Consider the following 22,051-nt stretch of genomic DNA (forward strand, 5'->3'; position numbering starts at 1 on the left):
GTAATTTCGCGTTATCGGGTTCATTAGTTTAATTTTGTGATTTCTTTAATGTCTTCATAACTATAATCAAACCTACTTTTTTTTCCGTTATTATGTATAATTTCAATAGTTATTTTATCAAAGTTTAAATGAGTATTATTTTTCATTAAAATATCATAATATAATATTACAATTTCGTTTGAATATTTATTAATATTATCAAAATTATTATCTAGAAAATCACTTTTGATAAGGGTTAGTTTATAATTTTCTTTTATTCCATTATTTTTCTCGTGTATTAATTTGATTCTCATTTCTTTAGGATGATATTTACGAGTTATTTGTCTGCCATCATATTCATTTTGCTGATTTATTGATTTATCAGAATTATTACTTTGTTTTGTATCATCTTCAAGTAATTGGTTGATTTTTGGTCTCCATATTTCTATTCTTTCTTGAGTTGAATATTCTCCAGAATAAATTTCATCTTCGAACATTTGTAATTCTTGATATATCCTATTTCCTATATTTTCCAAATCCTTAAATGAGGTTTTAGGATTATGTCTAATTTTATCAATTTCTGAATTAAATTTTCGTGCATAAACTTCATAAAGATCAAAGCGTAACTTTTGAAATTGTTTAACAGCTTCAATATTAAAGTTAGTTGAGTCCTTTACCCAAGAACGGTTTTTGTCAAAATAAGCACGAACATTAGCTTTTTCAATATTCTCTGCGTACAAATTTAAGCCATGAAAATCAACAATTTTTAATTGACTTTCAGCTTTTGGCTTTTGTTCATAATCTGAAAAATTTATATTTACATCTTTTGACCAGTAGATTACATGTTGATTGAAGAAATATTGAGTTATATGATGTCGAAATTGGAAGTATAATACTCCAATTATGATTAATGGAATAATAATTAATATTTTTTTTCTCATTTTAAATAAGTTTTTAAAATTTTTTCGATTTATAAAAATATCACTAACTATCAAATATTATCTAAATGATGTCTTTAAGATACGCTAATATATAAAAAAATCCTCACAATTTCTTGCGAGGATTTCGTATATGAAATAGAAAAAGAATTACTCAGCGCTTTCTTGCATTGTATGATATACGTTCATTACGTCATCGTCTTCTTCAATTTTTTCTAATAGTTTTTCAACATCAGCTACTTGGTCGGGTGTTAATTCTTTTGTTATTTGCGGTATTCTTTCAAATCCAGAAGATAAGATTTCAATACCTCTTGATTCTAATTCTTTTTGGATAGCACCAAAGCTTTCAAAAGGAGCGTACATTAAAATACCGTCATCATCAGCAAAGATTTCTTCTACTCCAAAGTCAATCATTTCTAATTCTAATTCTTCTACATCTTGTCCTTCTGCTGGAATTCTAAAATTACAGGTATGATCAAACATAAATTCAACCGAACCTTGTGTTCCAAATGTTCCGTTGCATTTGTTGAAGTAACTTCTAATGTTAGCAACCGTTCTGTTATTGTTATCCGTAGCCGTTTCAATTAAAATCGCAATTCCGTGAGGTGCATACCCTTCAAACAATACTTCTTTAAAGTTAGCCGTGTCTTTATCCGATGCTTTTTTAATAGCGCGTTCTACGTTATCTTTAGGCATATTCGCAGCCTTCGCATTCTGAATCACCGCTCTTAAACGGGAGTTGGTTTCAGGATTTGGTCCGCCTTCTTTAACGGCCATTACAATATCCTTTCCTATACGTGTAAACGTTTTTGCCATTGCTGACCAACGTTTCATTTTACGGGCTTTTCTAAATTCAAACGCTCTTCCCATTTCTATATAATTTCAATATTCTTAATTCGTTGTTCAATATTCAAAATTTCAGTGCAAATGTAAAAAATCAAGTTTAATTTTTAAATTTTTGAAACACAGATTAAAGAAATTCAAAAAAATCAAAAAATCTTATATGAACTTCTATTCGCAATCTAATTCAACTTGAAAACTTATATGACTTATATGTTTAAAAATTCATGGTCAATTTCAATTTTCAAATTTGTACTTGAATTTTGAACTTGCCCTTGTTCTTGATTACTTTTTGTAAAATGGCATTTTAACCACTTTTGCTTTAATATCTTTATTTCTAATTCTAATGTAAATTTCAGAATCTGGTGTAGCTAAAGCCGTTGGCACATAACCCATTCCGATAGCAATTCCCATAGAAGGTGATTGTGTTCCAGAAGTTACGATTCCGATTACATTTCCGTTTGCATCCGCAATTTCGTAATCGTGACGAGGAATTCCTCTTTCTACCATTTCGAAACCAACTAATTTACGAGAAACGCCTGCTTCTTTTTGTTTTTTCAAGTTTTCTGAATTGGTAAATTCTTTGTCGAATTTCGTAATCCAACCTAAACCTGCTTCTAATGGCGAAGTTGTATCGTTGATATCGTTTCCATACAAACAGAATCCCATTTCTAAACGTAACGTATCACGCGCTGCTAATCCAATTGGTTTGATTCCGAATGCTGCTCCAGCTTCAAAAACTTTGCTCCAAATGTATTCTGCATCTTCGTTTTTGAAGTAAATTTCAAATCCTCCCGAACCAGTATAACCAGTAGCCGAAACAATTACATCGCTTTTTCCTGCGAAATCACCAATTTGGAATGTGTAATATCCCATATTTGATAAATCGATAGAAGTTAAAGATTGCATAGCTTCTGCCGCTTTTGGTCCTTGAATCGCTAATAAAGAATAGTCATCCGAAAGGTTTTGCATGTCCACACCTAAATCATTGTGCGAAGAAATCCAATTCCAATCTTTTTCAATATTAGAAGCATTCACAACTAACATATAGTGATTATCAGCAACTTTATAAACGATTAAATCGTCAACAATTCCACCTTCATTATTTGGTAAACAAGAATATTGTGCTTTTCCATCAACTAATTTAGAAGCATCATTTGAAGTTACTTTCTGAATTAAAGCCAACGCATTTTCTCCTTTTAAGAAGAATTCTCCCATGTGAGAAACGTCAAAAACACCCACGCCATTTCTAACGATTTCGTGTTCTGCATTTACTCCTTCATATTGCACAGGCATGTTGTATCCTGCAAACGGAACCATTTTAGCTCCTAAACTTTCGTGAATGTGCGTTAACGCTGTATTTTTCATGATTTGATGTTGTATTATTAGAGAGCGCTAATTTATTGAAAATTCTTAAAAATGCACCCAGATTTCCCTTAAAATTTGAGAGATATTTATTTTTTGTTAATAATGCTGATAAATCTTGCATTTTAACAATTGTTTGCAGAATTTTGGACTTTTAAAATTAACCAAATGGAAACTACACATTATATAAGTTCAGATTTATTGTCGATTGACATGATTAACGAGATTGTTTTTCAAGGAAAACAGTTGGCATTATCAGAGGAAGCTATCGTAAACATTGAGAAATGTAGAAAATACTTAGATGATAAAATGAAATTAAACTCTGATCCAATTTACGGAATCAACACCGGATTTGGTTCGTTATGTAATGTGAAAATTTCGAATGAAAACTTATCAAAACTTCAAGAGAATTTAGTAAAATCGCACGCTTGCGGAACAGGGGAAGAAGTACCTCATGAAATTGTAAAAATCATGTTATTATTGAAAATCCAATCGTTAAGCTACGGACATTCAGGTGTTCAGTTGGTAACGGTGCAACGTTTGATTGATTTTTACAACAATGATATTTTTCCAGTAATTTACACACAAGGTTCGTTAGGAGCTTCGGGAGATTTAGCTCCGTTAGCTCATTTATCGTTGCCATTATTAGGAGAAGGTGAAGTTTATGTTGATGGTTTCAGACAGCCAGCATCAAAAGTATTAGCAAAATTTGGTTGGGAACCAATCGTTTTACAATCAAAAGAAGGATTGGCATTGTTGAATGGAACGCAGTTCATGAGCGCTTATGGCGTTTACTGTTTGATTAAAGCTGAGAAAATTTCGTATTTAGCGGATGTCATTGGAGCAGTTTCATTAGAAGGTTTTGATGGAAGAATTGAACCATTTACGGATTTGATTCATTTAGTTCGCCCACACAAAGGTCAAGTACAAACGGCTGAAAGAATGCGCGATTTGTTAGAAGATAGTGAAATCATTGCGCAACCAAAAGTACATGTGCAAGATCCATATTCATTTAGATGTATTCCACAAGTGCATGGCGCTTCGAAAGATACGATTGATTATGTGAAGAAAGTATTCCGTACTGAAATCAATTCGGTTACAGATAATCCAAATATTTTCGTAGGAGAAGATTTGATTATTTCAGGAGGAAATTTCCACGGACAACCATTGGCTTTAGCATTAGATTTCTTAGGAATTGCGTTATCAGAATTAGGAAGTATTTCGGAAAGAAGAACGTATCAGTTGATTTCGGGATTGAGAAATTTACCAGCGTTTTTGGTAAACGATCCAGGATTGAATTCAGGTTTCATGATTCCACAATATACTGCGGCAAGTATTGCAAGTCAGAACAAACAATTAGCAACACCAGCAAGTATTGATAGTATTGTTTCTTCAAACGGACAAGAAGATCACGTGAGCATGGGAGCAAACGCTGCAACTAAAACCTTACGAATTGTTGAAAACGTAGAACGTATTTTAGCAATCGAATTATTAAACGGTTCACAAGCTTTAGAATTCAGAAGACCGTTAAAATCAAGTGAATTCATTGAAAGTTTCGTAAAATCGTACAGAGAAGAAGTTTCGTTTGTTTCAGAAGATAGAATTTTACATTATGATATTGAAAAATCGGTTTCGTTTTTGAATAGTTTTCAAATTGAAATGGAAGATTAAAGAAAAAACGCTATTGATTTCCAATAGCGTTTTTTTTATTTTATTCTGTAAGAAATATTTCGGCTTCTTTAGAAAAATTATCAATTCCAGGTATTGTAGATCTTGATATATAAGATTTGTCTTTTGTTTCTAGTATTTCAACTTTAATAGGATAGGTAAAGTCGGGTTTAATTTTTAAAGTCTCTTTTGTAGCAGTAACTATATAAGTGCATTCGTCTATCCATTCTACATTAAAAGTAAGTTTTAAATCGTTTCCTTTAATTTGCTCAATTTGTAATTTTCCTTTGCGCTCAATTATAAAAGTAGTTCCAGATTTTTCATCAACTAATTTGAAAGTTCCGTTTTTAAATTTCTTACAATTGTTTTTTTGAGCAAAGCCTGATTCAAAAGAAAATAATGAACTTATTAATAAAAGTAGGGTAACAATTTTTTTCATAAAGTAAAGATTAAAATGATAGTTATAATAGCGGGTAACGCTTGTACATAAAATATTTTCTTTGAAGCGGAGTAAGCTCCAAAAATTCCAGCAACAGCAACACAACAAAGAAAAAAGACAGCAATATTTTGGCTCCAATTTTCATCAGAAATAGCTAAAGACCAAAGTAAACCTGCAGATAAAAATCCGTTATACAAACCTTGATTTGCAGCTAAAACTTTTGTTTTTTCGAATAAGTCTTCAGGTATGGTTCGGAATACTTTTTTGGCAGCTGTTGTCCAAGCAAACATTTCTAGCCATAGAAAATACAAGTGGAGTAGTGCTATGACGATAATAAGTGTTTTGCTGATGATGTGCATAATTTATTCGTTTTCGTTAAAAATTCGTTCGATTCGTTTGTCTGGAATTAACCAAATTAAAGCCACTAAAATGTAAATCGCTCCAGAAATTTCGACATAATATTTAGTCAAAACTACAGCAATTAAATATAAAACCACCGATAATTTTCCTTTATAATCTTTACCAATAGCTTTGGCTAATACGGAGTCTTTTCCGTGGTCGATTAAAATTATTTTTTGTAAAATAAAGTAAGCAATCGCGTTCATTAACAAAACCAAACCATACAACATCATTGGAAATGAATTAAAATGATGTTCTCCAATCCAAGCCGTTGTAAATGGAATTAAAGACAACCAAAACAGTAAATGCAAATTAGCCCAAAGAATTTTACCATTCACTCTTTTTACGGTATGCATCATGTGATGATGGTTGTTCCAATAGATTCCGACATAAATAAAACTTAAAATGTAACTCAGAAATTTATGTGATAATTTAATTACAGCTTCAAATGTTGTATCATTCGGAACTTTAAATTCCAAAACCATGATAGTGATTATAATAGCTAAAACGCCATCGCTAAAGGCTTCTAATCGGTTTTTATTCATATTAATTATTTAGTTCGCCTAATGTTTTATGAATTTTTCTTTTGTGATGGGTTTGTTTTAGATTTTCATTTCCTGAAATAATACTGATATTACCATCGATTTCAAACATGGCTAATTTTACATCTTTATAATATTCAATTCCGTGTTCACGCATGGCTTCTTCAAGTTCTTCTGATGTAATTCCCAATCGAGCAAGGGTTTTAAATTCAATCTTTCCGTTGTGTATTAAAACTTCGGGTTTGTCTTGAACTAATTCTTTAATGAATTTGGATTTTAGCATCACTTTCTTAAAAACAGAATTGATTAAGAAAAGTGAAAAAGCGGCAATAATTCCTCCATACAAAGAAGTATTAGCGCCAACCATTGCATTTTGTACGGAATTACTAATTAATAAAATCAGAATAACATCAGCCGTATTAAGTTGTGAAAGCTCTTTTTTTCCAAATATTCGCAAAGCAATTATCATGAAAAAATAAACAGCTACACTTCTTAATGTGATGTCGATATACGGATTCATTTCGTATTTTTAAGTAAAACAACAATTAAAGTGATGATAGCAATTGCTTCTGTCAGCATTCCAACCGTAAGTGTAATTCCAGCTCCAGGCCAATGCATAATTTTAAATAATGCGCCAATTATTGTTATTGCCATTCCTAAAAGAAACAAAGACAACGGTATTGTATATTGCTTTTTCATATTATTTCCACTTAAAGTTTTTCTCAATCGCTTTAATCATTTCGCCAGCAATGTCTTTTTGAGTAGCTCCTTCAATTCCTTCTAAACCAGGAGAAGAATTCACTTCCAACAATAACGGACCTTTTGACGAACGAATGATGTCAACTCCAGCCACTTTTAAATTCATTGCTTTTGCTGCTTTGATTGCGATTTTCTTTTCATCAGAAGTAATTTTTACCACAGAAGCAGTTCCTCCCATGTGAATATTAGCTCTGAATTCTCCTGGAGCAGCTTCACGTTGCATGGCTGCAACAACTTTTCCATCTACAACAAAGAGCCTCAAATCTTTACCATTTGCTTCTTTAATAAATTCTTGAACTAAAATATTAGCATTTAAACTCTTGAAAGCATTGATAACCGATTCAGCAGCTTTTTTGGTTTCTGCCAAAACGACACCTTTTCCTTGTGTTCCTTCTAATAATTTTACGATTAAAGGCGAACCTCCCACCATTTTAATTAAATCGTCGGTATCTAAAGGTGAGTTCGCGAATCCGGTCGTTGGGATATCAACGCCGTTGTTTAATAACAATTGTAATGAAAATAATTTATCTCTCGATTGTGTAATTGCAGAAGCATTGTTTAAAGCAAATACTTTTAACGCTTCAAATTGTCGCGTTAAAGCACAACCATAATACGTCATGCTTGGACGAATTCTTGGAATTACGGCATCAAAATCGTTCAAAACTTTTCCGCCACGATAGTGAATCTCAGGTTTGGTGGCGTCTAATTTCATGTAGCAGTATTTCAAATTTAAGAAATGCATTTCATGACCTCTTAATTCGCCTGCTTCTAAAATACGTTTGTTGCTGTATAATTCAGGATTACTAGCTAATAAACCAATTTTTAATCCTTTTTTTGTTTCACTACTTGCGTAATAGTATTCTTTAAGTTTTTCGGTTGTAGGTTGTCCCAATAAATAACGTTTTTCAGGATCGACTAAAACACGACCTGACATCGCTTCACGACCCAATAACATTCTGAAACCCATCGAATCGCGATTAGTTAACGTAACTTCGATTTCCCAAGTTTTGCCACCAATTTCAAGTTTGGTTTTGATTACATAACGTTGTTCTCTAAAGCCACTCGAACTTTTAACAACTCTTTTGTCAATTAATGGTGCTTCGCAATGGATTACTGCTTTTGCATTATTTTGTATAGGATTAATATCGAATTTAACCCAACTCTCACTGTCTTTTTCAAATGTAACAATATTGATGGCGTGCAATGCCGATGTTTTTGCACCAGAATCAACACGAGCTTTGATAGTTGGAATTCCTAAAGCAGGGAAGGAACACCATTCTTCGCTACCTACGATAACTTTGTCTTGCATAAATGAAATTGTAATTTAGAACTAATGTAGTATTTTTTTTAATACAATTATCATTTCGATACATAAAAAAAACCAAGCTTAAGAGCTTGGTTCTTCTAATTTTTTAATTTCTATTTTGAGTTCTTGTGCAGTTTCATCTAAATCCATAAAAATTTGGTCACCTTCATGTATTTTGTGTGTGATGATTTCCTCGGCAAGCGCATCTTCAACATATTTTTGAATCGCTCTTTTTAAAGGTCGTGCACCAAATTGTTTATCGAAACCTTTTTCAGCAATATAATCTTTTGCAGCTTCAGAAAGTTTTAAAGTGTATCCTAATTCTTTGACTCTTAAATACAATTTATCCATTTCGATATCGATAATTTTATCAATATCATGTTTTTCTAACGCATTGAACACAATTACATCATCAATACGATTCAAGAATTCTGGAGCGAATGCTTTTTTCAAGGCATTTTCGATAATTCCTTTAGAATGTTCTTCGGTTTGAGCTTGTTTTGAAGCTGTACCAAATCCAACACCAGTTCCAAAATCTTTCAATTGGCGTGCACCAACATTAGAAGTCATAATGATAATCGTATTTCTAAAATCGATTTTACGACCTAAACTATCGGTTAAATGACCGTCATCTAAAACTTGAAGCATCATATTGAAAACGTCTGGATGCGCTTTTTCGATTTCGTCTAAAAGCACTACACAATATGGTTTTCTTCTTACTTTTTCAGTTAATTGACCACCTTCTTCGTATCCAACGTATCCTGGAGGCGCTCCAACTAATCTTGAAATCGCAAATTTTTCCATGTATTCACTCATGTCGATACGAACTAATGCATCTTCAGAATCGAATAATTCTTTTGCAATAACTTTTGCTAATTGTGTTTTACCAACTCCGGTTTGGCCTAAGAAAATAAACGAACCAATTGGCTTGTTTGGATCTTTTAAACCTGCTCTGTTTCTTTGAATAGATTTTGCGATTTTTTGAACTGCTTCGTCTTGCCCAATTACCTTACCTTTAATTAGTTCTGGTAAGTGAGCTAATTTATTACTTTCAGTTTGAGCAATTCGATTTACAGGAATTCCAGTCATCATAGAAACTACATCTGCAACGTTATCTTCTGTAACGGTTACTTTGTTGTTTTTAGAATCTTCTTCCCATTGTTCTTGCGCGATTGCTAAATCTTTTTCGATGCGTTTTTCATCATCACGAAGTTTTGCGGCTTCTTCGTATTTCTGTTTTTTAACAACCGTATTTTTAAGTTCGCGAACTTCTTCTAATTTCTTTTCTAATTCCAAAATTTGCTTTGGAACATCAATGTTGATGATATGAACACGAGAACCAGCTTCGTCTAAAGCGTCAATGGCTTTGTCTGGAAGGAAGCGGTCTGTCATGTATCTATTGGTTAATTTTACACAAGCTTCAATAGCTTCTGGCGTGTAAATTACGTTGTGATGATCTTCGTATTTAGGTTTGATATTATTCAAAATCGTAATTGTTTCTTCAACTGAAGTTGGTTCTACAATCACTTTTTGGAAACGTCTTTCTAAAGCACCATCTTTTTCAATATATTGACGGTATTCATCTAAAGTAGTTGCTCCAACACATTGAATTTCACCTCTTGCTAATGCTGGTTTGAACATATTTGAAGCATCAAGCGAACCTGTTGCGCCTCCAGCACCAACAATAGTGTGAATTTCGTCAATAAATAAAATGATATCATCATTTTTCTCTAATTCATTCATTACGGCTTTCATTCGTTCCTCGAATTGACCGCGATATTTTGTTCCAGCAACTAAACTTGCTAAATCAAGTGTAACTACACGTTTGTTGAATAAATTACGAGATACTTTTTTCTTTATAATTCGTAATGCTAAACCTTCAGCAATTGCTGATTTTCCAACTCCAGGCTCTCCGATTAAAAGAGGGTTGTTTTTCTTTCTTCGACTTAAGATTTGCGAAACACGTTCAATTTCTTTTTCACGTCCTACAACTGGGTCTAATTTTCCTTCTTCAGCCATTTCAGTTAAATCGCGCCCAAAGTTATCCAAAACAGGAGTTTTTGATTTTTTATTGGTCTTACTTCCTGATGAAGGATTGTTAAATGAGCTTTCCTTTAAACTGTCATCTTGTCCGGAATCGTCATTAAACGACTCTGCTTTTGGCAAGTTTTCTAAATAATCGTCTTCGTTTGTCATCATGGCTGTATACTGTTCTTTAACGGTTTCGTAATCAATTTTTATTTTGTTCAACAACTTGGTTGTTGGGTCGTTTTCATTGCGTAAAATACATAGCAATAAGTGAGCGGTACTAATCTCCGAATTATTGAATAGTTTTGCTTCTAGAAAAGTAGTCTTCAAGGCACGTTCCGCTTGACGTGTTAAGTGAAGATTTTGTTTTTCAAGATTTTGTATACCATTCGGGTTAGCTGGGCTTAGAATCTCTACTTTTTTTCTTAAGTGAGTTAAGTCTACAGCTAAATTATTCAAGATATTAATAGCTTTTCCATTGCCATCTCGAAGTATTCCTAGCATTAAATGTTCGGTACCAATAAAGTCGTGACCTAGTCGTAAAGCTTCTTCTTTACTGTAGGTAATTACGTCTTTAACTCGTGGTGAAAAATTATCGTCCATAGCATTTGTAATATAAGTAAAAGTACAAAATTCTATAAGGAAATACAAAAATCATACCTTATAAAAGTACAGATAGGCTAAATGACAAAAAATATTTCAAAAATGAAAGTTTCTTTGAAGTGAATTATAAGCAATTTGTAAACAAAATTGTTAATAAATAGTCGAAATAAGTGTTTTAAAATTTGTGGTAAAAGTTCAAAAAGCCGTATATTGGCACGTTTTAGTACTAATATATAATTTAATATAAATACTTATGTCAGAAGGAGAAAAGTTAATTCCTATTAACATTGAGGAAGAAATGAAATCAGCTTACATCGATTATTCGATGTCTGTTATTGTGTCACGTGCACTTCCTGATGTTAGAGATGGTTTAAAGCCTGTACACCGAAGAGTTTTATTTGGAATGTACGAATTAGGAGTTCTTTCGAACAGAGCCCACAAAAAGTCGGCAAGGATTGTTGGAGAAGTTTTAGGTAAATATCACCCACACGGTGATACTTCAGTATATGATGCAATGGTGCGTATGGCTCAAGAATGGAGTTTACGTTACTTAATGGTTGATGGTCAAGGTAACTTTGGTTCTGTCGATGGTGATAGTCCTGCAGCAATGCGTTATACCGAAGCCAGAATGAAAAAGATTTCGGAAGAAATGTTGGCAGATATCGACAAAGAAACAGTTGATTTTCAATTGAACTTTGATGATACGTTGCAAGAACCAACAGTTATGCCTACAAAAGTACCAACTTTATTGATTAACGGTGCTTCTGGTATTGCGGTTGGTATGGCAACAAATATGGCGCCTCACAACTTGACTGAAGTTATTGATGGAACATTGGCATTTATCGACAATAATGATATTGAGATTGATGAATTAATCAATTATATAAAAGCACCGGATTTTCCAACAGGAGGAATTATCTATGGTTATGAAGGAGTAAGAGAAGCATTCAAAACGGGAAGAGGACGTATTGTAATGCGTGCAAAAGTTGGTTTTGAAGAAGTTAATGGTAGAGAAGCCATCATAGTTACCGAGATTCCTTATCAGGTTAACAAAGCTGAAATGATTAAGAAAACAGCGGATTTAGTTAACGATAAAAAAATTGAAGGGATTTCCAATATTCGTGATGAATCGGATAGAAATGGAATGCGTGTGGTATATGAATTAAAACGTGATGCTGTTCCAAACGTAGTTTTAAATACACTTTATAAATATACCCAATTACAATCTTCATTCAGTGTAAATAACATTGCACTGGTAAAAGGTCGTCCGCAAATGTTAAATCTTAAAGACTTGATTTATCATTTTGTTGAACACCGTCATGATGTTGTAGTTCGTAGAGCGCAATATGATTTAAGAAAAGCGGAAGAAAGAGCACATATTTTAGAAGGTTTAATTATTGCATCTGATAATATTGATGAAGTAATCAAAATAATCAGAGCTTCTAAAGATGGTGATGAAGCTAGAGCAAAATTAATTGAGCGTTTCAAATTATCTGAAATTCAAGCGCGTGCCATTGTAGAAATGCGTTTAAGACAATTAACAGGTCTTGAACAAGATAAATTACGTGCTGAATACGAAGAAATCATGAAATTGATCGCGTATTTAAAAGAATTACTTGCAAGTAAAGAAATGAGAATGCAAGTTATTAAAGACGAATTAATTGAGATTAGAGATAAATATGGGGATGAGCGTCGTTCTCAAATTGAATATTCTGGTGGTGATGTAAGTATCGAAGATTTAATTGCTGATGAGAGTGTTGTAATTACAATTTCTCATGCAGGTTATATCAAGCGTACTTCTTTATCAGAATACAAAACACAAAATAGAGGAGGAGTTGGACAAAAATCGGCAGGAACAAGAGATCAAGATTTCTTAGAGCATTTATTTGTGGCAACTAATCATCAATATTTAATGTTCTTTACTCAAAAAGGTAAGTGTTATTGGATGCGTGTTTACGAAATTCCAGAAGGAACAAAAACAAGTAAAGGTCGTGCCATCCAAAACTTAATTAATATTGAGCAAGATGATAAAGTAAAAGCATTCATCTGTACGCAAGACTTAAAAGACCAAGATTACATCAATAGTCACTATGTAATTATGGCTACAAAACAAGGTCAAGTTAAGAAAACGCCGCTAGAACAATATTCACGTCCACGTCAAAATGGTATCAACGCGATTACGATTAAAGAAGATGATGAATTAATCGGAGCAAAATTAACTACAGGAAACAGTCAAGTATTAATTGCAGTGAAATCTGGTAAGTTAGTTCGTTTTGAAGAAGAGAAAACACGTCCAATGGGTAGAACGGCTTCTGGAGTTAGAGGTATTACTTTAGCTGACGAAAAAGATGAAGTAATTGGATTAGTTTCTATCGATAAAGATCATGTAAACGATTCTCAACTATTAGTGGTTACTGAAAATGGTTACGGAAAACGTACTAAGTTGGTAGACGAAGACGGAGAAGATGTGTACAGAATCACAAATCGAGGTGGGAAAGGAGTTAAAACACTTAACATTACCGAAAAAACAGGTCAATTAATTTCTATTAATGACGTTACTGATGAAGATGATTTAATGATTATCAACAAATCAGGATTAACCATTAGAATGAAAATTTCTGATTTACGTGTAATGGGAAGAGCTACTCAAGGAGTTCGATTAATCAACATCAAAGGAAACGATTCAATCGCGGCAGTTACTAAAGTACTTCGTGAAGATGAAGAAGTAGAATTGGATGAAAATGAAAATATTTCAGATGCTGAAAATGGCACAGATATTGATTCAACAGAAACACAAGAATAAATAGAAAGAGCCCAAATTTTTTTGGGCTTTTGTTTAACCCAGATTTAAAAAACAATGAAAAAACTAGTATTAAGTGCAGCACTTTTATTGTCAGTTGCCACATTTGCTCAAAAAGAGGAGCTTAAAGTTTTAAAGAAGATTTATGCTAAAGAAACTATATCAGATAAAGATTTAGAAGCTTATAAGGCAGCTAGCACAGCTTTAGATGGATTAGCTACAGAGGAATCTGATAAAGTGTATGCTAAATTTTATAGAGTTATGTATCCTACAGTTGTTTTGGCATCAAAAGGAGAAAAAGCTACAATTCAAGATCAAATGAAATTGTATAGCCCAGATTTTATTAAAGAATATGGAGTAGTAATTGATGAAACAATTGAGTTTGAAAAAAAATCAGGAAAAAAGATTTATACAGATGAATTGATTGAAGAAAAAAATCAATTCAAACAAACATTAACAACATTGGCTTTAAATTTAAATACTGGTTCAAAGTTTAAAGAAGCTTCTGTTTTCTTTTATAGTTTATATCAATTTGATCCTAAATCTGAAGGAAAAGCATTGAAAAACGCAGCTATTTTAGCAGTTCAAAGTCAAGATTATAAATTGGCTCAAAAAATGTATGAAGAATATGCGGTTAGTGATTATTTAAATAACGGTACAACATTTTTTGCTGTTAATAAAGCAAATGGAGCAGAGGAAGAGTTTAATTCTAAAGAAGAAAGATCGAAATTTATAACAACTTTGGGAACTCATGAGAAACCTAAAGATGTAAAAAACAGTACTACAAAACCAGATGTTTATAAAATATTAGCGATTCTTTATTCATCAAATGGAGAAATTGAAAAAGCAAAAGCAACTTATGCTGAAGCAAGAAAACTATCTCCAAATGATGAGGAATTGAAAAAAGGAGAATTTGATATTTATTTTAACGCTGGATACGCAGGTTTAGCTGAAGATGATAAATTAGTTAACGAAATCAATAATTCAAGAGCTGATAAAAAGAAGTATGATGAATTGATGAAAAAAAGAAAAGAGATGTTTGCTAAATCTTTGCCTGATTTTGAAAAAGCATATTCAATTAATCCGAAAGATGAAAATACAAAGAGTATTTTAAAAATGACTTACGAAATAGTAGGACAACCTGAAAAAGCAAAAGCTATCAACTAATACTAAAAATCCCGATTTAATCGGGATTTTTTTATATTACTTTTTTAATAACTCTTAGTTTATGAGTGTGGCGATTAGTTTCTGCGTTGTAAATTCCTAAGTGGTCTAGTCTGTCAATTCGTACTTTTCCTGAAGCGTGAATGATGTAGTTGTTTTCCATCATAATTCCTACGTGAATAATGTTTCCTTCTTCGTTATCAAAAAAGGCTAAATCGCCTGGTTCACTTTCTTCGATAAAACTTAGAGCTTCTCCTTGTGTAGCTTGTTGTGAAGCATCTCGTAAAAGTTTATGACCATTTAATTTATATACCATTTGTGTAAATCCAGAACAATCAATTCCAAAAGGCGTTTTTCCTCCCCACAAATAAGGAGCATTCAAATACATGAAAGCAGTTTTAACTAAATCTGATTTTGGTTTTTCACCGCAAACTTTAATACCTTCAAAACTATATTTATTAGTATTAATTTCTTCAATATCCAAAAATGATAGAGAAGCGCCCAATGTAATTGAAGTTAATTGATTGTTTGGAGTGGTAATATATTCCACCAAATCAGCATTTAAAACAATAGGAGTATTGTTTAAAATTTGATACTGTTCTTCTGAAATAGCCTGATATTGCTTCGAGTCAATCCAACCGATGTAGTTATCATATGCCAATTCCACCTGCACCCATTTGGCAGTCATTTCAATAATTTTAAAGTGTTCTCCAAAGAGTAATTGCGAAACTTGTTCGCTTCGGTCGCTGGCTTCTGCTCTTGCAGGAACTATGGCTAAATTACAAATTCCAAACATGTTGGTTCAAAATAAGAAATGATGAATTAAGAATTTAATTACAAATGTAACTAAAATTCAAAATTCACCATTAATAAAATTATAAATTATGCTCTTTCAATAACAATTGCCGAAGCGCCACCACCACCATTACAGATAGCAGCCGCACCAATTTTAGCATTGTTTTGGTTTAAGACATTGATTAACGTAACGATAATTCTAGCTCCAGAACATCCTAGAGGGTGACCTAAAGAAACTGCTCCTCCGTTTACATTGATTTTATCATTGTCTAATCCTAAGATTTGTGCATTAGCTAATCCAACCACAGCGAAAGCTTCATTAAATTCGAAGAAATCAACATCAGCAACTGTTAAACCAGCTTTGTCTAATGCTTTTGGTAATGCTTTTGCAGGCGCAGTTGTAAACCATTTTGGTTCTTGAGCCGCATCAGCGTATGATTTAATATAAGCTAAAGGAGTTAATCCTAAAGATTGTGCTTTTTCTTCGCTCATTAAAACTAAAGCCGCAGCTCCGTCATTAATAGTAGAAGCATTAGCCGCTGTAACCGTTCCTTCTTTTGTGAAAACTGCAGCTAATGAAGGAATTTTATCTAATTTAACATTAGTGTATTCTTCGTCTTTAGAAACTACGATAGCCTCACCTCTTCTTTGAGGAACTTCTACCGGAACAATTTCTGCATCAAACTTACCAGCTTCCCACGCAGCAGCAGAACGCTCATATGATTGAATTGCGAAGTTATCTTGATCTTCTCTTGTAATGTTGTATTCTGTTGCACATAAGTCAGCACAAACACCCATAGCATTGTTATCGTACGCGTCAGTTAAACCATCTTTCTGCATTCCGTCAACTAAAGAAGTTGGTCCGAATTTCACTCCGTTTCTTAAGTGAACGTAATGAGGAATCAAACTCATATTTTCCATACCACCAGCAACAACGATTTCAGCATCGCCAGCCATGATAGCTTGAGCACCTTGCATAACGGCTTTCATACCACTAGCACAAACTTTATTTACAGTAGTACAAGCTACACTTTCAGATAAACCCGCATATAAAGCAGCTTGTCTGGCAGGAGCTTGGCCGTTTCCAGCTTGAACTACGTTACCCATTAAAACTTCGTCAACTAATTTAGGGTCTAAATTGATTTTATTTAAAGCGCCTTTGATGGCAGCAGCACCTAATTTTGTAGCAGGTACACTAGATAAAGCTCCCATGAAACTTCCGATTGGAGTTCTTACGGCAGAAACGATAACTACTTTTTTATTCATGATAGAAAGGTTTTTTATTTGAATTGCGAATTTACTATTTTTATTCGAATTGAGGCAAGGTTTTTGTTGATATTCTGAGTTGAAATCGAATTTTATTTTGATATTATTAATTTGATTTCATTTTTAATGAAAAGCTATTGTATTGATTGTAAGCGTTTTTTTAGAAATTAGAAAAATATATTGAAAAAAACTCCCGAAAATGTTGTATAATTAAGAATGAAAATATACATTTGCAACCGCAAAAAAGATAAGTTCTTACAACAATAATAGGAGAGGTGCCGGAGTGGTAACGGAGCAGATTGCTAATCTGTCGACGGGTAACCGTCGCCAGGGTTCGAGTCCCTGTCTCTCCGCTTTTTTGTTTTTTGCGGGGTGTAGCGTAGCCCGGTTATCGCGCCTGCTTTGGGAGCAGGAGGCCGCAGGTTCGAATCCTGCCACCCCGACGATAACAACTTTAGGTTGCGTAGCTCAGCTGGATAGAGCAACTCACTTCTAATGAGTAGGTCCCAGGTTCGAATCCTGGCGCGATCACAAAAAGCCTTGCATTTGCAAGGCTTTTTTGTTTTTAATTAATTCAGATTATCTCAAAGTCCTTCATATTTCCCATCTTCATCGATAAGATACACTTCTTCTAAAAACCAATTGTTTTCGATTTTAATAAAGTGATATTCGTATTCAGCATCTAGAAAACTATTTTTTGGATCTTTAAATTTAGTTTTAATTATTGCACTATTTTTTTTAATAATCTCTTTGCTTATTTTTTCTTTTTCTGGACAATGATCAGAGTGACTTCCAAAAGAAATCCCTTGATGAGATTTAGTTGCTTGACAGAATTTAGTAATTATTTTTTTGTATTCGAATTCTATTAAATCATCGCTATTATTATTGTTTAAGCTTAGGTTGTAAGCAAAATCATTCCATTTTTTGAAATCTTTGATAAATTCTAAGGTTATTTCAGATGGCGTATTTAAATTAATTTCTTGAGAAACTATTAGGCTAGGAACTAAACTTAAAATAAATAGATAAATTGGTTTCATGATTTTATTAAATTTTATAACTAAGTTACTCCACACACTTTAAAAACTGCAAAAAATAACTATCTGGTTTAGAAGTGGTTTTTAATGTTTCGGAGTTTAATTCGCTTTTTAAAACGTAATCTTTTGTTTCCCCTGCAAATTGAATACGCATTAAACTAATCGGACTATTTTTTAATTCTTCGTAATTGGTTTTGGTGAAGTAAAAATAACCATCTAAAACTCTAATATTGTCTTGTTCTTTCGCATCGTAAGTTAAAACACTACAAGATTCTTCATCGGAACTTATTAAGTTTATAATTTTTCCATTCATTAATTGTAAAACAATTTTTGAATTTTTGGCAATACAATTTGTCTTAATAAAATCTTTGCTTTTTTGTAATTGTTGTATACTTAACATAGGTGTTCCGTTGTCGTTTAAAAGAGTAAAGAATAAGTATTCATTGGTGTTTCCAAATATTTTTTCATGCATTAAAACGTTTGGCAAAACTCTTAATGAAGTTGAATCTGTTTTTTCTTCAATATCGTAAATGCAATCTTTTTTTTGAGCGTTAACACTTAGTGTAAGTAACAATAGCAGCGATAAAAGGTGTTTCATTTGGATTATAATTTGGTGCAAAGTAAAATTATTTTTTCATTATTCATATTTGTGGTGAAAAAAGCAAAAACTGTTCCACCATCTGTAATTTTGTATTTTTTCTTGATTTCTTCTGGTTTTATGGGGAAATTTCGTGTAGAAACATTCATTTTTTTGCATTGAATATGTTGCGAAATTTCTTTTTTCTGGAACGGAACAATCACATCAATTTGAAACTTTCTTCCCGGAAAATCAATAAGTTTATCCGAAGTGTACAAATGCGAATGTTGATGCAATTTTCCAACAGTAAACAATTCGGAAACCGCTTCAAATCCGCCTGATTTCATTAGAGAAGCATTAGGTTCGTACAGATATTTTTTGGGTAAACTATAAGAAGCAAAATAGGATTTTGAACTTTCAATTTTTGTAATCGTTTGTTTTTCATTTTCCAGATTAACTGCAATAATTATTGGAGATTCATTGAATTTTTTCTCAATTTTCCAAAGCAACTCTTTTACTTCGTTCTCCACAGCTACGATGTGAATTTCAGATACATTTTTTAATTCCAATAATCCAGCATGAAGATCTAAAATAGGAGCCGTTTTGATTAAAATAGTATTAGTGAATTGATAATAAAAATCTTGTAAATCGACTACGTTAGGCAAACAATCTGCTAACATGAAGACTTTGCCTTTAGCATCATTTCTTCTCGATGGATCGATGTAAATACAATCGAACTTTTGATTCAAATTTTCTAAAATTTCTGAACTATCGCCATGAAAACACTCGATATTTGAAACTTTTAAAACTTCGAAATTATGTTTTACGATTTGAGATAAATCGGTATTTAATTCGCAATGAATAACGGATTGGAATTGTTTAGAAAAGTAGTAATCGTCAATGCCAAATCCACCCGTACAATCTATTAATTTTTCGCCAGAAATTAATGAAGCTTTGTACTTAGCTGTAGTTTCTGACGAAGTTTGTTCAATAGAAATTTTCTCAGGATAAATAATATTTTCAGTTGAAAACCAAGTTGGAAGTTTGTCTTTCGCTTTCTTTTTCGCAATAATTTGATTGATGATAACGGAATAATTAACTTCGGGAAATGGATTTTTTTTCAAAGCTAATTTCGTACTATCAGCATTCAGATTTTGATTAATAAAATCTTGTATTTTCGTTTGTAAAAGAGATTCTAAATTCAAAACTATAAGTTTTTGGTAAGGGCTTTGATGATTCTATTTTCGGGTAAAAATTCTTTTCCAATTACTTTTAATGAGGTATAAAACGGAACAGCGATAATCATTCCGGTAATGCCAAATAAAATTCCAGCAATCAAAATCACTAAAAAGATTTCTAAAGGATGCGAATTGGTGCTTTTTGAAAAAATTAAAGGCGAACTGACATTGTTATCAATTAATTGTACAACGAACATACCAATTAAAACATAAATGGTCGTAGGTAAAGTTTCTGTGCTAAAATCGGCTCCAGTTCCAATACTGCTAATCATGATTAAAACACTAGCTACAAAGGTGGCAATAATTGGACCTACATAAGGAACAATGTTGAAAACGGCACACAAAAGTGCAATTATTAAAGCGTTATCGACTCCGAAAATTAAAAAAACAATAAAATATAATACTAAAATAATAAACAATTGAAGTAATAGTCCTAAGAAATATCTCGAAAGCATTTCGTTTATCTTTTCAACTGAATTTAAAACTTTTTCTTTTTGATCTAATGGTAAAACATTTTTAAAAGCGGTAGCAAAAGCGATTCTTTCTTTAAGCAAGAAAAAAGAAATGAATAAAACAGATGCTAAACCCATTCCGATATTTCCAATGGTACTTACTATGTTATTTAAAAAATTAGGAATGAATTCAAAATTTGAAAATGACGTTAAATTAGAACTTTTAGCAATTTGTTGTAAATCTATATTGTGAGAATTCAAATAAAGTGTAACATCGGATAATAGTTGGTTGTAATTATTTTCAAGAGAATTGATATCTAAAAGCGATAAGTTTTCTCCTTGTGAAACAATTAAAGGTACAAAAAGTAAAATGATTCCCGAAATTAAAAGAATCACTAATATTAATGTAGTAACAACGGCTAATGTGTTTCTGAATTTTAGTTTTCTTCTTAAAAATAAAACAAATGGGTACAATAAAAGTGTAAAAACAACAGATACAATGCAGTAGACAATTACTGTAGTAATTTTATATAAGAAAAATAAGAGAAGTGAAATAGCTGCAATTATTCCAACTGCTCTTACAATTCCTAGAGATAATTCTTTTGATGTCATTATTTCTTTTTTGCTAAAATAAAAAAAACTCACCATAAAATGGTGAGTTTTATTAATTAACTCAAATGTTTCATTTGATTTATGGTTGAGCAAATGAAAATCTTGATCCTCCAGAGGCAAAAATAGCTAACATTCTGCTTTTTTGTCCGTTTGAGAACATGTACATTCCAGCATCATCTGTATAGTCCATGTAGTTCATTGTCATTTCGATAGGTGTTCCTGTACAAGTAGAGTAGTGAGGGAATACAGGCATTCCGTAGTTAGCTGTATTGTGAGTAGGTGTGTCGCTTACTAAATCGCTTCCGCAAGTAGCATCGCCCCAAATGTGTCTTAAATTCATCCAGTGACCAACTTCGTGAGTAGCTGTTCTTCCTTTATTGAAAGGAGCTGTTGCAGTTCCAGTAGTTCCAAAATATTTAGAATCAATTACAACTCCGTCAGTTGCAGAAGAACCACCTGGGAATTGTGCATAGCCTAAAATTCCACCACCAATAGTACAAACCCATAAGTTTAATTTTGTTGTTGGAGAAGTAGGAGCAATCCCTCCTTGATTTGTCTTTTTCATTGCATCACGAGTTCCCCAAGATGTTTTTGTAGTTGATTTTCTGTAAACCGCATCTAATACAAATGAAATTCCAACGTTAGCTTTAACACCCGAAAATGTTGTTGGAACTTGATTGAAATCGCTATTTAAAGCATTAAAATCTTTATTTAATACATCAATTTGAGATTGTATTTGTGTTAAAGAAATGTTTTCAGCAGTAGTTCTATATAAAACATTTACTACAACAGGAATTTCAATTTTTCCGTTAACTAATCTTCCATTAGTGATTGCATTTTGAGTAAATCTTTCAATTTCCTGCATTTTTGCTGCTAATTCAGGGTTTTCTCTTAATTGTTGTTCAAGAACTTCATGTGAAGCGCAACCTCTATGATGTTCATGGCCTGAAGTTGTTGTTGCTAAATTAGTAGAAGAACTTGTTTCGTCGTTACTACAAGAAATCAATAGCAGCAAAGAAACTGCTGATAAAAGAATTTTTTTCATAAATAATACATTTTAGTTAGTTGATTATGTTAATAATTTTAAAACGAGATTCTAAAAGTTTTAGTATAATGTTTGTGTTTTTTTAAAGTAAATCAAAGTTTCTTTAAAAATTGTGTAACATTAATGTTTCGTTTCAAAATTTTAACAAATCAAAATTAAAAGGTATCGAAAAATATATTGCTGTAGTTTTTCTACATATTTT

The 22,051-nt window shown here is 32.4% G+C and carries 20 protein-coding genes and 3 tRNA genes; 6 read left to right on the plus strand and 17 right to left on the minus strand.

From position 1 onward, the window contains the following. Positions 1–23: 23 nt before the first annotated feature. The 3 genes from BP92_RS0109000 to gcvT all read right to left on the minus strand — a co-directional run bounded on the left by BP92_RS0109000 (position 24) and on the right by gcvT (position 3,125). Positions 24–920, minus strand: coding sequence for a hypothetical protein (locus BP92_RS0109000; protein ID WP_026725762.1), 897 nt, complete (start codon positions 918–920; stop codon positions 24–26). 147 nt (positions 921–1,067) lie between these two features. Continuing rightward, the gene (locus BP92_RS0109005; RefSeq protein ID WP_026725763.1) at positions 1,068–1,787 is read right to left on the minus strand and encodes a YebC/PmpR family DNA-binding transcriptional regulator; all 720 of its coding nucleotides are present in this window, start codon (positions 1,785–1,787) and stop codon (positions 1,068–1,070) included. 255 nt (positions 1,788–2,042) lie between these two features. Next, positions 2,043–3,125 carry a glycine cleavage system aminomethyltransferase GcvT gene (gene gcvT, locus BP92_RS0109010; RefSeq protein WP_026725764.1) on the minus strand — a complete coding sequence of 361 codons (1,083 nt, stop codon included), beginning with the start codon at positions 3,123–3,125 and terminating at the stop codon, positions 2,043–2,045. Between the two features lie 165 nt (positions 3,126–3,290). Here gcvT and hutH point away from each other — a divergent pair, with 165 nt between their 5' ends. Then, positions 3,291–4,793, plus strand: a complete 1,503-nt coding sequence (gene hutH / locus BP92_RS0109015; protein WP_026725765.1) for a histidine ammonia-lyase — start codon at positions 3,291–3,293, stop codon at positions 4,791–4,793. Positions 4,794–4,833: 40 nt separating this feature from the next. Here hutH and BP92_RS0109020 read toward each other — a convergent pair whose 3' ends face one another. The 7 genes from BP92_RS0109020 to BP92_RS0109050 all read right to left on the minus strand — a co-directional run bounded on the left by BP92_RS0109020 (position 4,834) and on the right by BP92_RS0109050 (position 10,866). Then, on the minus strand, positions 4,834–5,229 hold the full coding sequence (locus BP92_RS0109020; RefSeq protein ID WP_026725766.1) for a hypothetical protein: 396 nt from the start codon (positions 5,227–5,229) through the stop codon (positions 4,834–4,836). Continuing rightward, positions 5,226–5,588 (minus strand): DUF1304 domain-containing protein, encoded by a 363-nt coding sequence (locus BP92_RS0109025; protein ID WP_026725767.1) that lies wholly within the window; start codon positions 5,586–5,588, stop codon positions 5,226–5,228. Before BP92_RS0109025 ends, BP92_RS0109020 begins: the two co-directional genes overlap by 4 nt. Positions 5,589–5,591: 3 nt before the next feature. Further along, positions 5,592–6,173, minus strand: a complete 582-nt coding sequence (locus BP92_RS0109030) for a TMEM175 family protein (protein WP_026725768.1) — start codon at positions 6,171–6,173, stop codon at positions 5,592–5,594. A gap of 1 nt (position 6,174) precedes the next feature. Continuing rightward, positions 6,175–6,690: a DUF421 domain-containing protein gene (locus BP92_RS0109035; RefSeq protein ID WP_026725769.1), complete on the minus strand. Its 516-nt coding sequence runs from the start codon at positions 6,688–6,690 to the stop codon at positions 6,175–6,177. After that, positions 6,687–6,869, minus strand: coding sequence for a GldL-related protein (locus tag BP92_RS0109040; RefSeq protein ID WP_026725770.1), 183 nt, complete (start codon positions 6,867–6,869; stop codon positions 6,687–6,689). Before BP92_RS0109040 ends, BP92_RS0109035 begins: the two co-directional genes overlap by 4 nt. A gap of 1 nt (position 6,870) precedes the next feature. Continuing rightward, positions 6,871–8,238 (minus strand): 30S ribosomal protein S6--L-glutamate ligase, encoded by a 1,368-nt coding sequence (rimK, locus tag BP92_RS0109045; protein ID WP_026725771.1) that lies wholly within the window; start codon positions 8,236–8,238, stop codon positions 6,871–6,873. 78 nt (positions 8,239–8,316) lie between these two features. Then, positions 8,317–10,866 carry an ATP-dependent Clp protease ATP-binding subunit gene (locus BP92_RS0109050; RefSeq protein WP_026725772.1) on the minus strand — a complete coding sequence of 850 codons (2,550 nt, stop codon included), beginning with the start codon at positions 10,864–10,866 and terminating at the stop codon, positions 8,317–8,319. A 253-nt stretch (positions 10,867–11,119) separates the two neighbouring features. Here BP92_RS0109050 and gyrA point away from each other — a divergent pair, with 253 nt between their 5' ends. Then, the gene (gyrA, locus tag BP92_RS0109055) at positions 11,120–13,669 is read left to right on the plus strand and encodes a DNA gyrase subunit A (protein ID WP_026725773.1); all 2,550 of its coding nucleotides are present in this window, start codon (positions 11,120–11,122) and stop codon (positions 13,667–13,669) included. Between the two features lie 54 nt (positions 13,670–13,723). Next, positions 13,724–14,833 carry a tetratricopeptide repeat protein gene (locus BP92_RS0109060; protein WP_026725774.1) on the plus strand — a complete coding sequence of 370 codons (1,110 nt, stop codon included), beginning with the start codon at positions 13,724–13,726 and terminating at the stop codon, positions 14,831–14,833. 31 nt (positions 14,834–14,864) lie between these two features. On the opposite strand, the gene BP92_RS0109065 is transcribed toward BP92_RS0109060, so the two are convergent. Both BP92_RS0109065 and BP92_RS0109070 read right to left on the minus strand, forming a co-directional pair. Continuing rightward, entirely contained in the window at positions 14,865–15,626 is a 762-nt protein-coding gene (locus BP92_RS0109065; protein ID WP_026725775.1) for a C40 family peptidase, read from the minus strand. Between the two features lie 86 nt (positions 15,627–15,712). Then, on the minus strand, positions 15,713–16,891 hold the full coding sequence (locus BP92_RS0109070) for an acetyl-CoA C-acyltransferase (RefSeq protein WP_026725776.1): 1,179 nt from the start codon (positions 16,889–16,891) through the stop codon (positions 15,713–15,715). A gap of 269 nt (positions 16,892–17,160) precedes the next feature. On the opposite strand from BP92_RS0109070, the gene BP92_RS0109075 reads away from it, so the two are divergent. The 3 genes from BP92_RS0109075 to BP92_RS0109085 all read left to right on the plus strand — a co-directional run bounded on the left by BP92_RS0109075 (position 17,161) and on the right by BP92_RS0109085 (position 17,422). Further along, positions 17,161–17,244 (plus strand) — tRNA-Ser (locus BP92_RS0109075). A gap of 15 nt (positions 17,245–17,259) precedes the next feature. After that, a tRNA-Pro gene (locus BP92_RS0109080) sits at positions 17,260–17,334 on the plus strand. A 14-nt stretch (positions 17,335–17,348) separates the two neighbouring features. After that, positions 17,349–17,422: transfer RNA gene (locus tag BP92_RS0109085), tRNA-Arg, on the plus strand. A 53-nt stretch (positions 17,423–17,475) separates the two neighbouring features. Here the strand turns inward: BP92_RS0109085 and BP92_RS16050 are convergent. The 5 genes from BP92_RS16050 to BP92_RS0109110 form a co-directional block, all read right to left on the minus strand. Further along, complete coding sequence (locus tag BP92_RS16050; RefSeq protein ID WP_150111901.1) at positions 17,476–17,928, minus strand: NTF2 fold immunity protein; 453 nt, start codon at positions 17,926–17,928, stop codon at positions 17,476–17,478. Positions 17,929–17,953: 25 nt separating this feature from the next. Beyond that, positions 17,954–18,523 carry a hypothetical protein gene (locus BP92_RS0109095; RefSeq protein ID WP_026725777.1) on the minus strand — a complete coding sequence of 190 codons (570 nt, stop codon included), beginning with the start codon at positions 18,521–18,523 and terminating at the stop codon, positions 17,954–17,956. A 5-nt stretch (positions 18,524–18,528) separates the two neighbouring features. Then, positions 18,529–19,707, minus strand: coding sequence for a class I SAM-dependent methyltransferase (locus BP92_RS0109100; protein ID WP_026725778.1), 1,179 nt, complete (start codon positions 19,705–19,707; stop codon positions 18,529–18,531). A gap of 2 nt (positions 19,708–19,709) precedes the next feature. Next, a complete protein-coding gene (locus BP92_RS0109105; protein WP_150111902.1) occupies positions 19,710–20,804 on the minus strand; it encodes an AI-2E family transporter in 1,095 nt (364 codons plus the stop codon). A 79-nt stretch (positions 20,805–20,883) separates the two neighbouring features. Next, positions 20,884–21,849, minus strand: a complete 966-nt coding sequence (locus BP92_RS0109110; protein ID WP_026725780.1) for a zinc metalloprotease — start codon at positions 21,847–21,849, stop codon at positions 20,884–20,886. Positions 21,850–22,051: the final 202 nt, after the last annotated feature.

This window comes from Flavobacterium sasangense DSM 21067, assembly GCF_000686885.1.
In the GTDB taxonomy this organism is placed as follows: domain Bacteria; phylum Bacteroidota; class Bacteroidia; order Flavobacteriales; family Flavobacteriaceae; genus Flavobacterium; species Flavobacterium sasangense.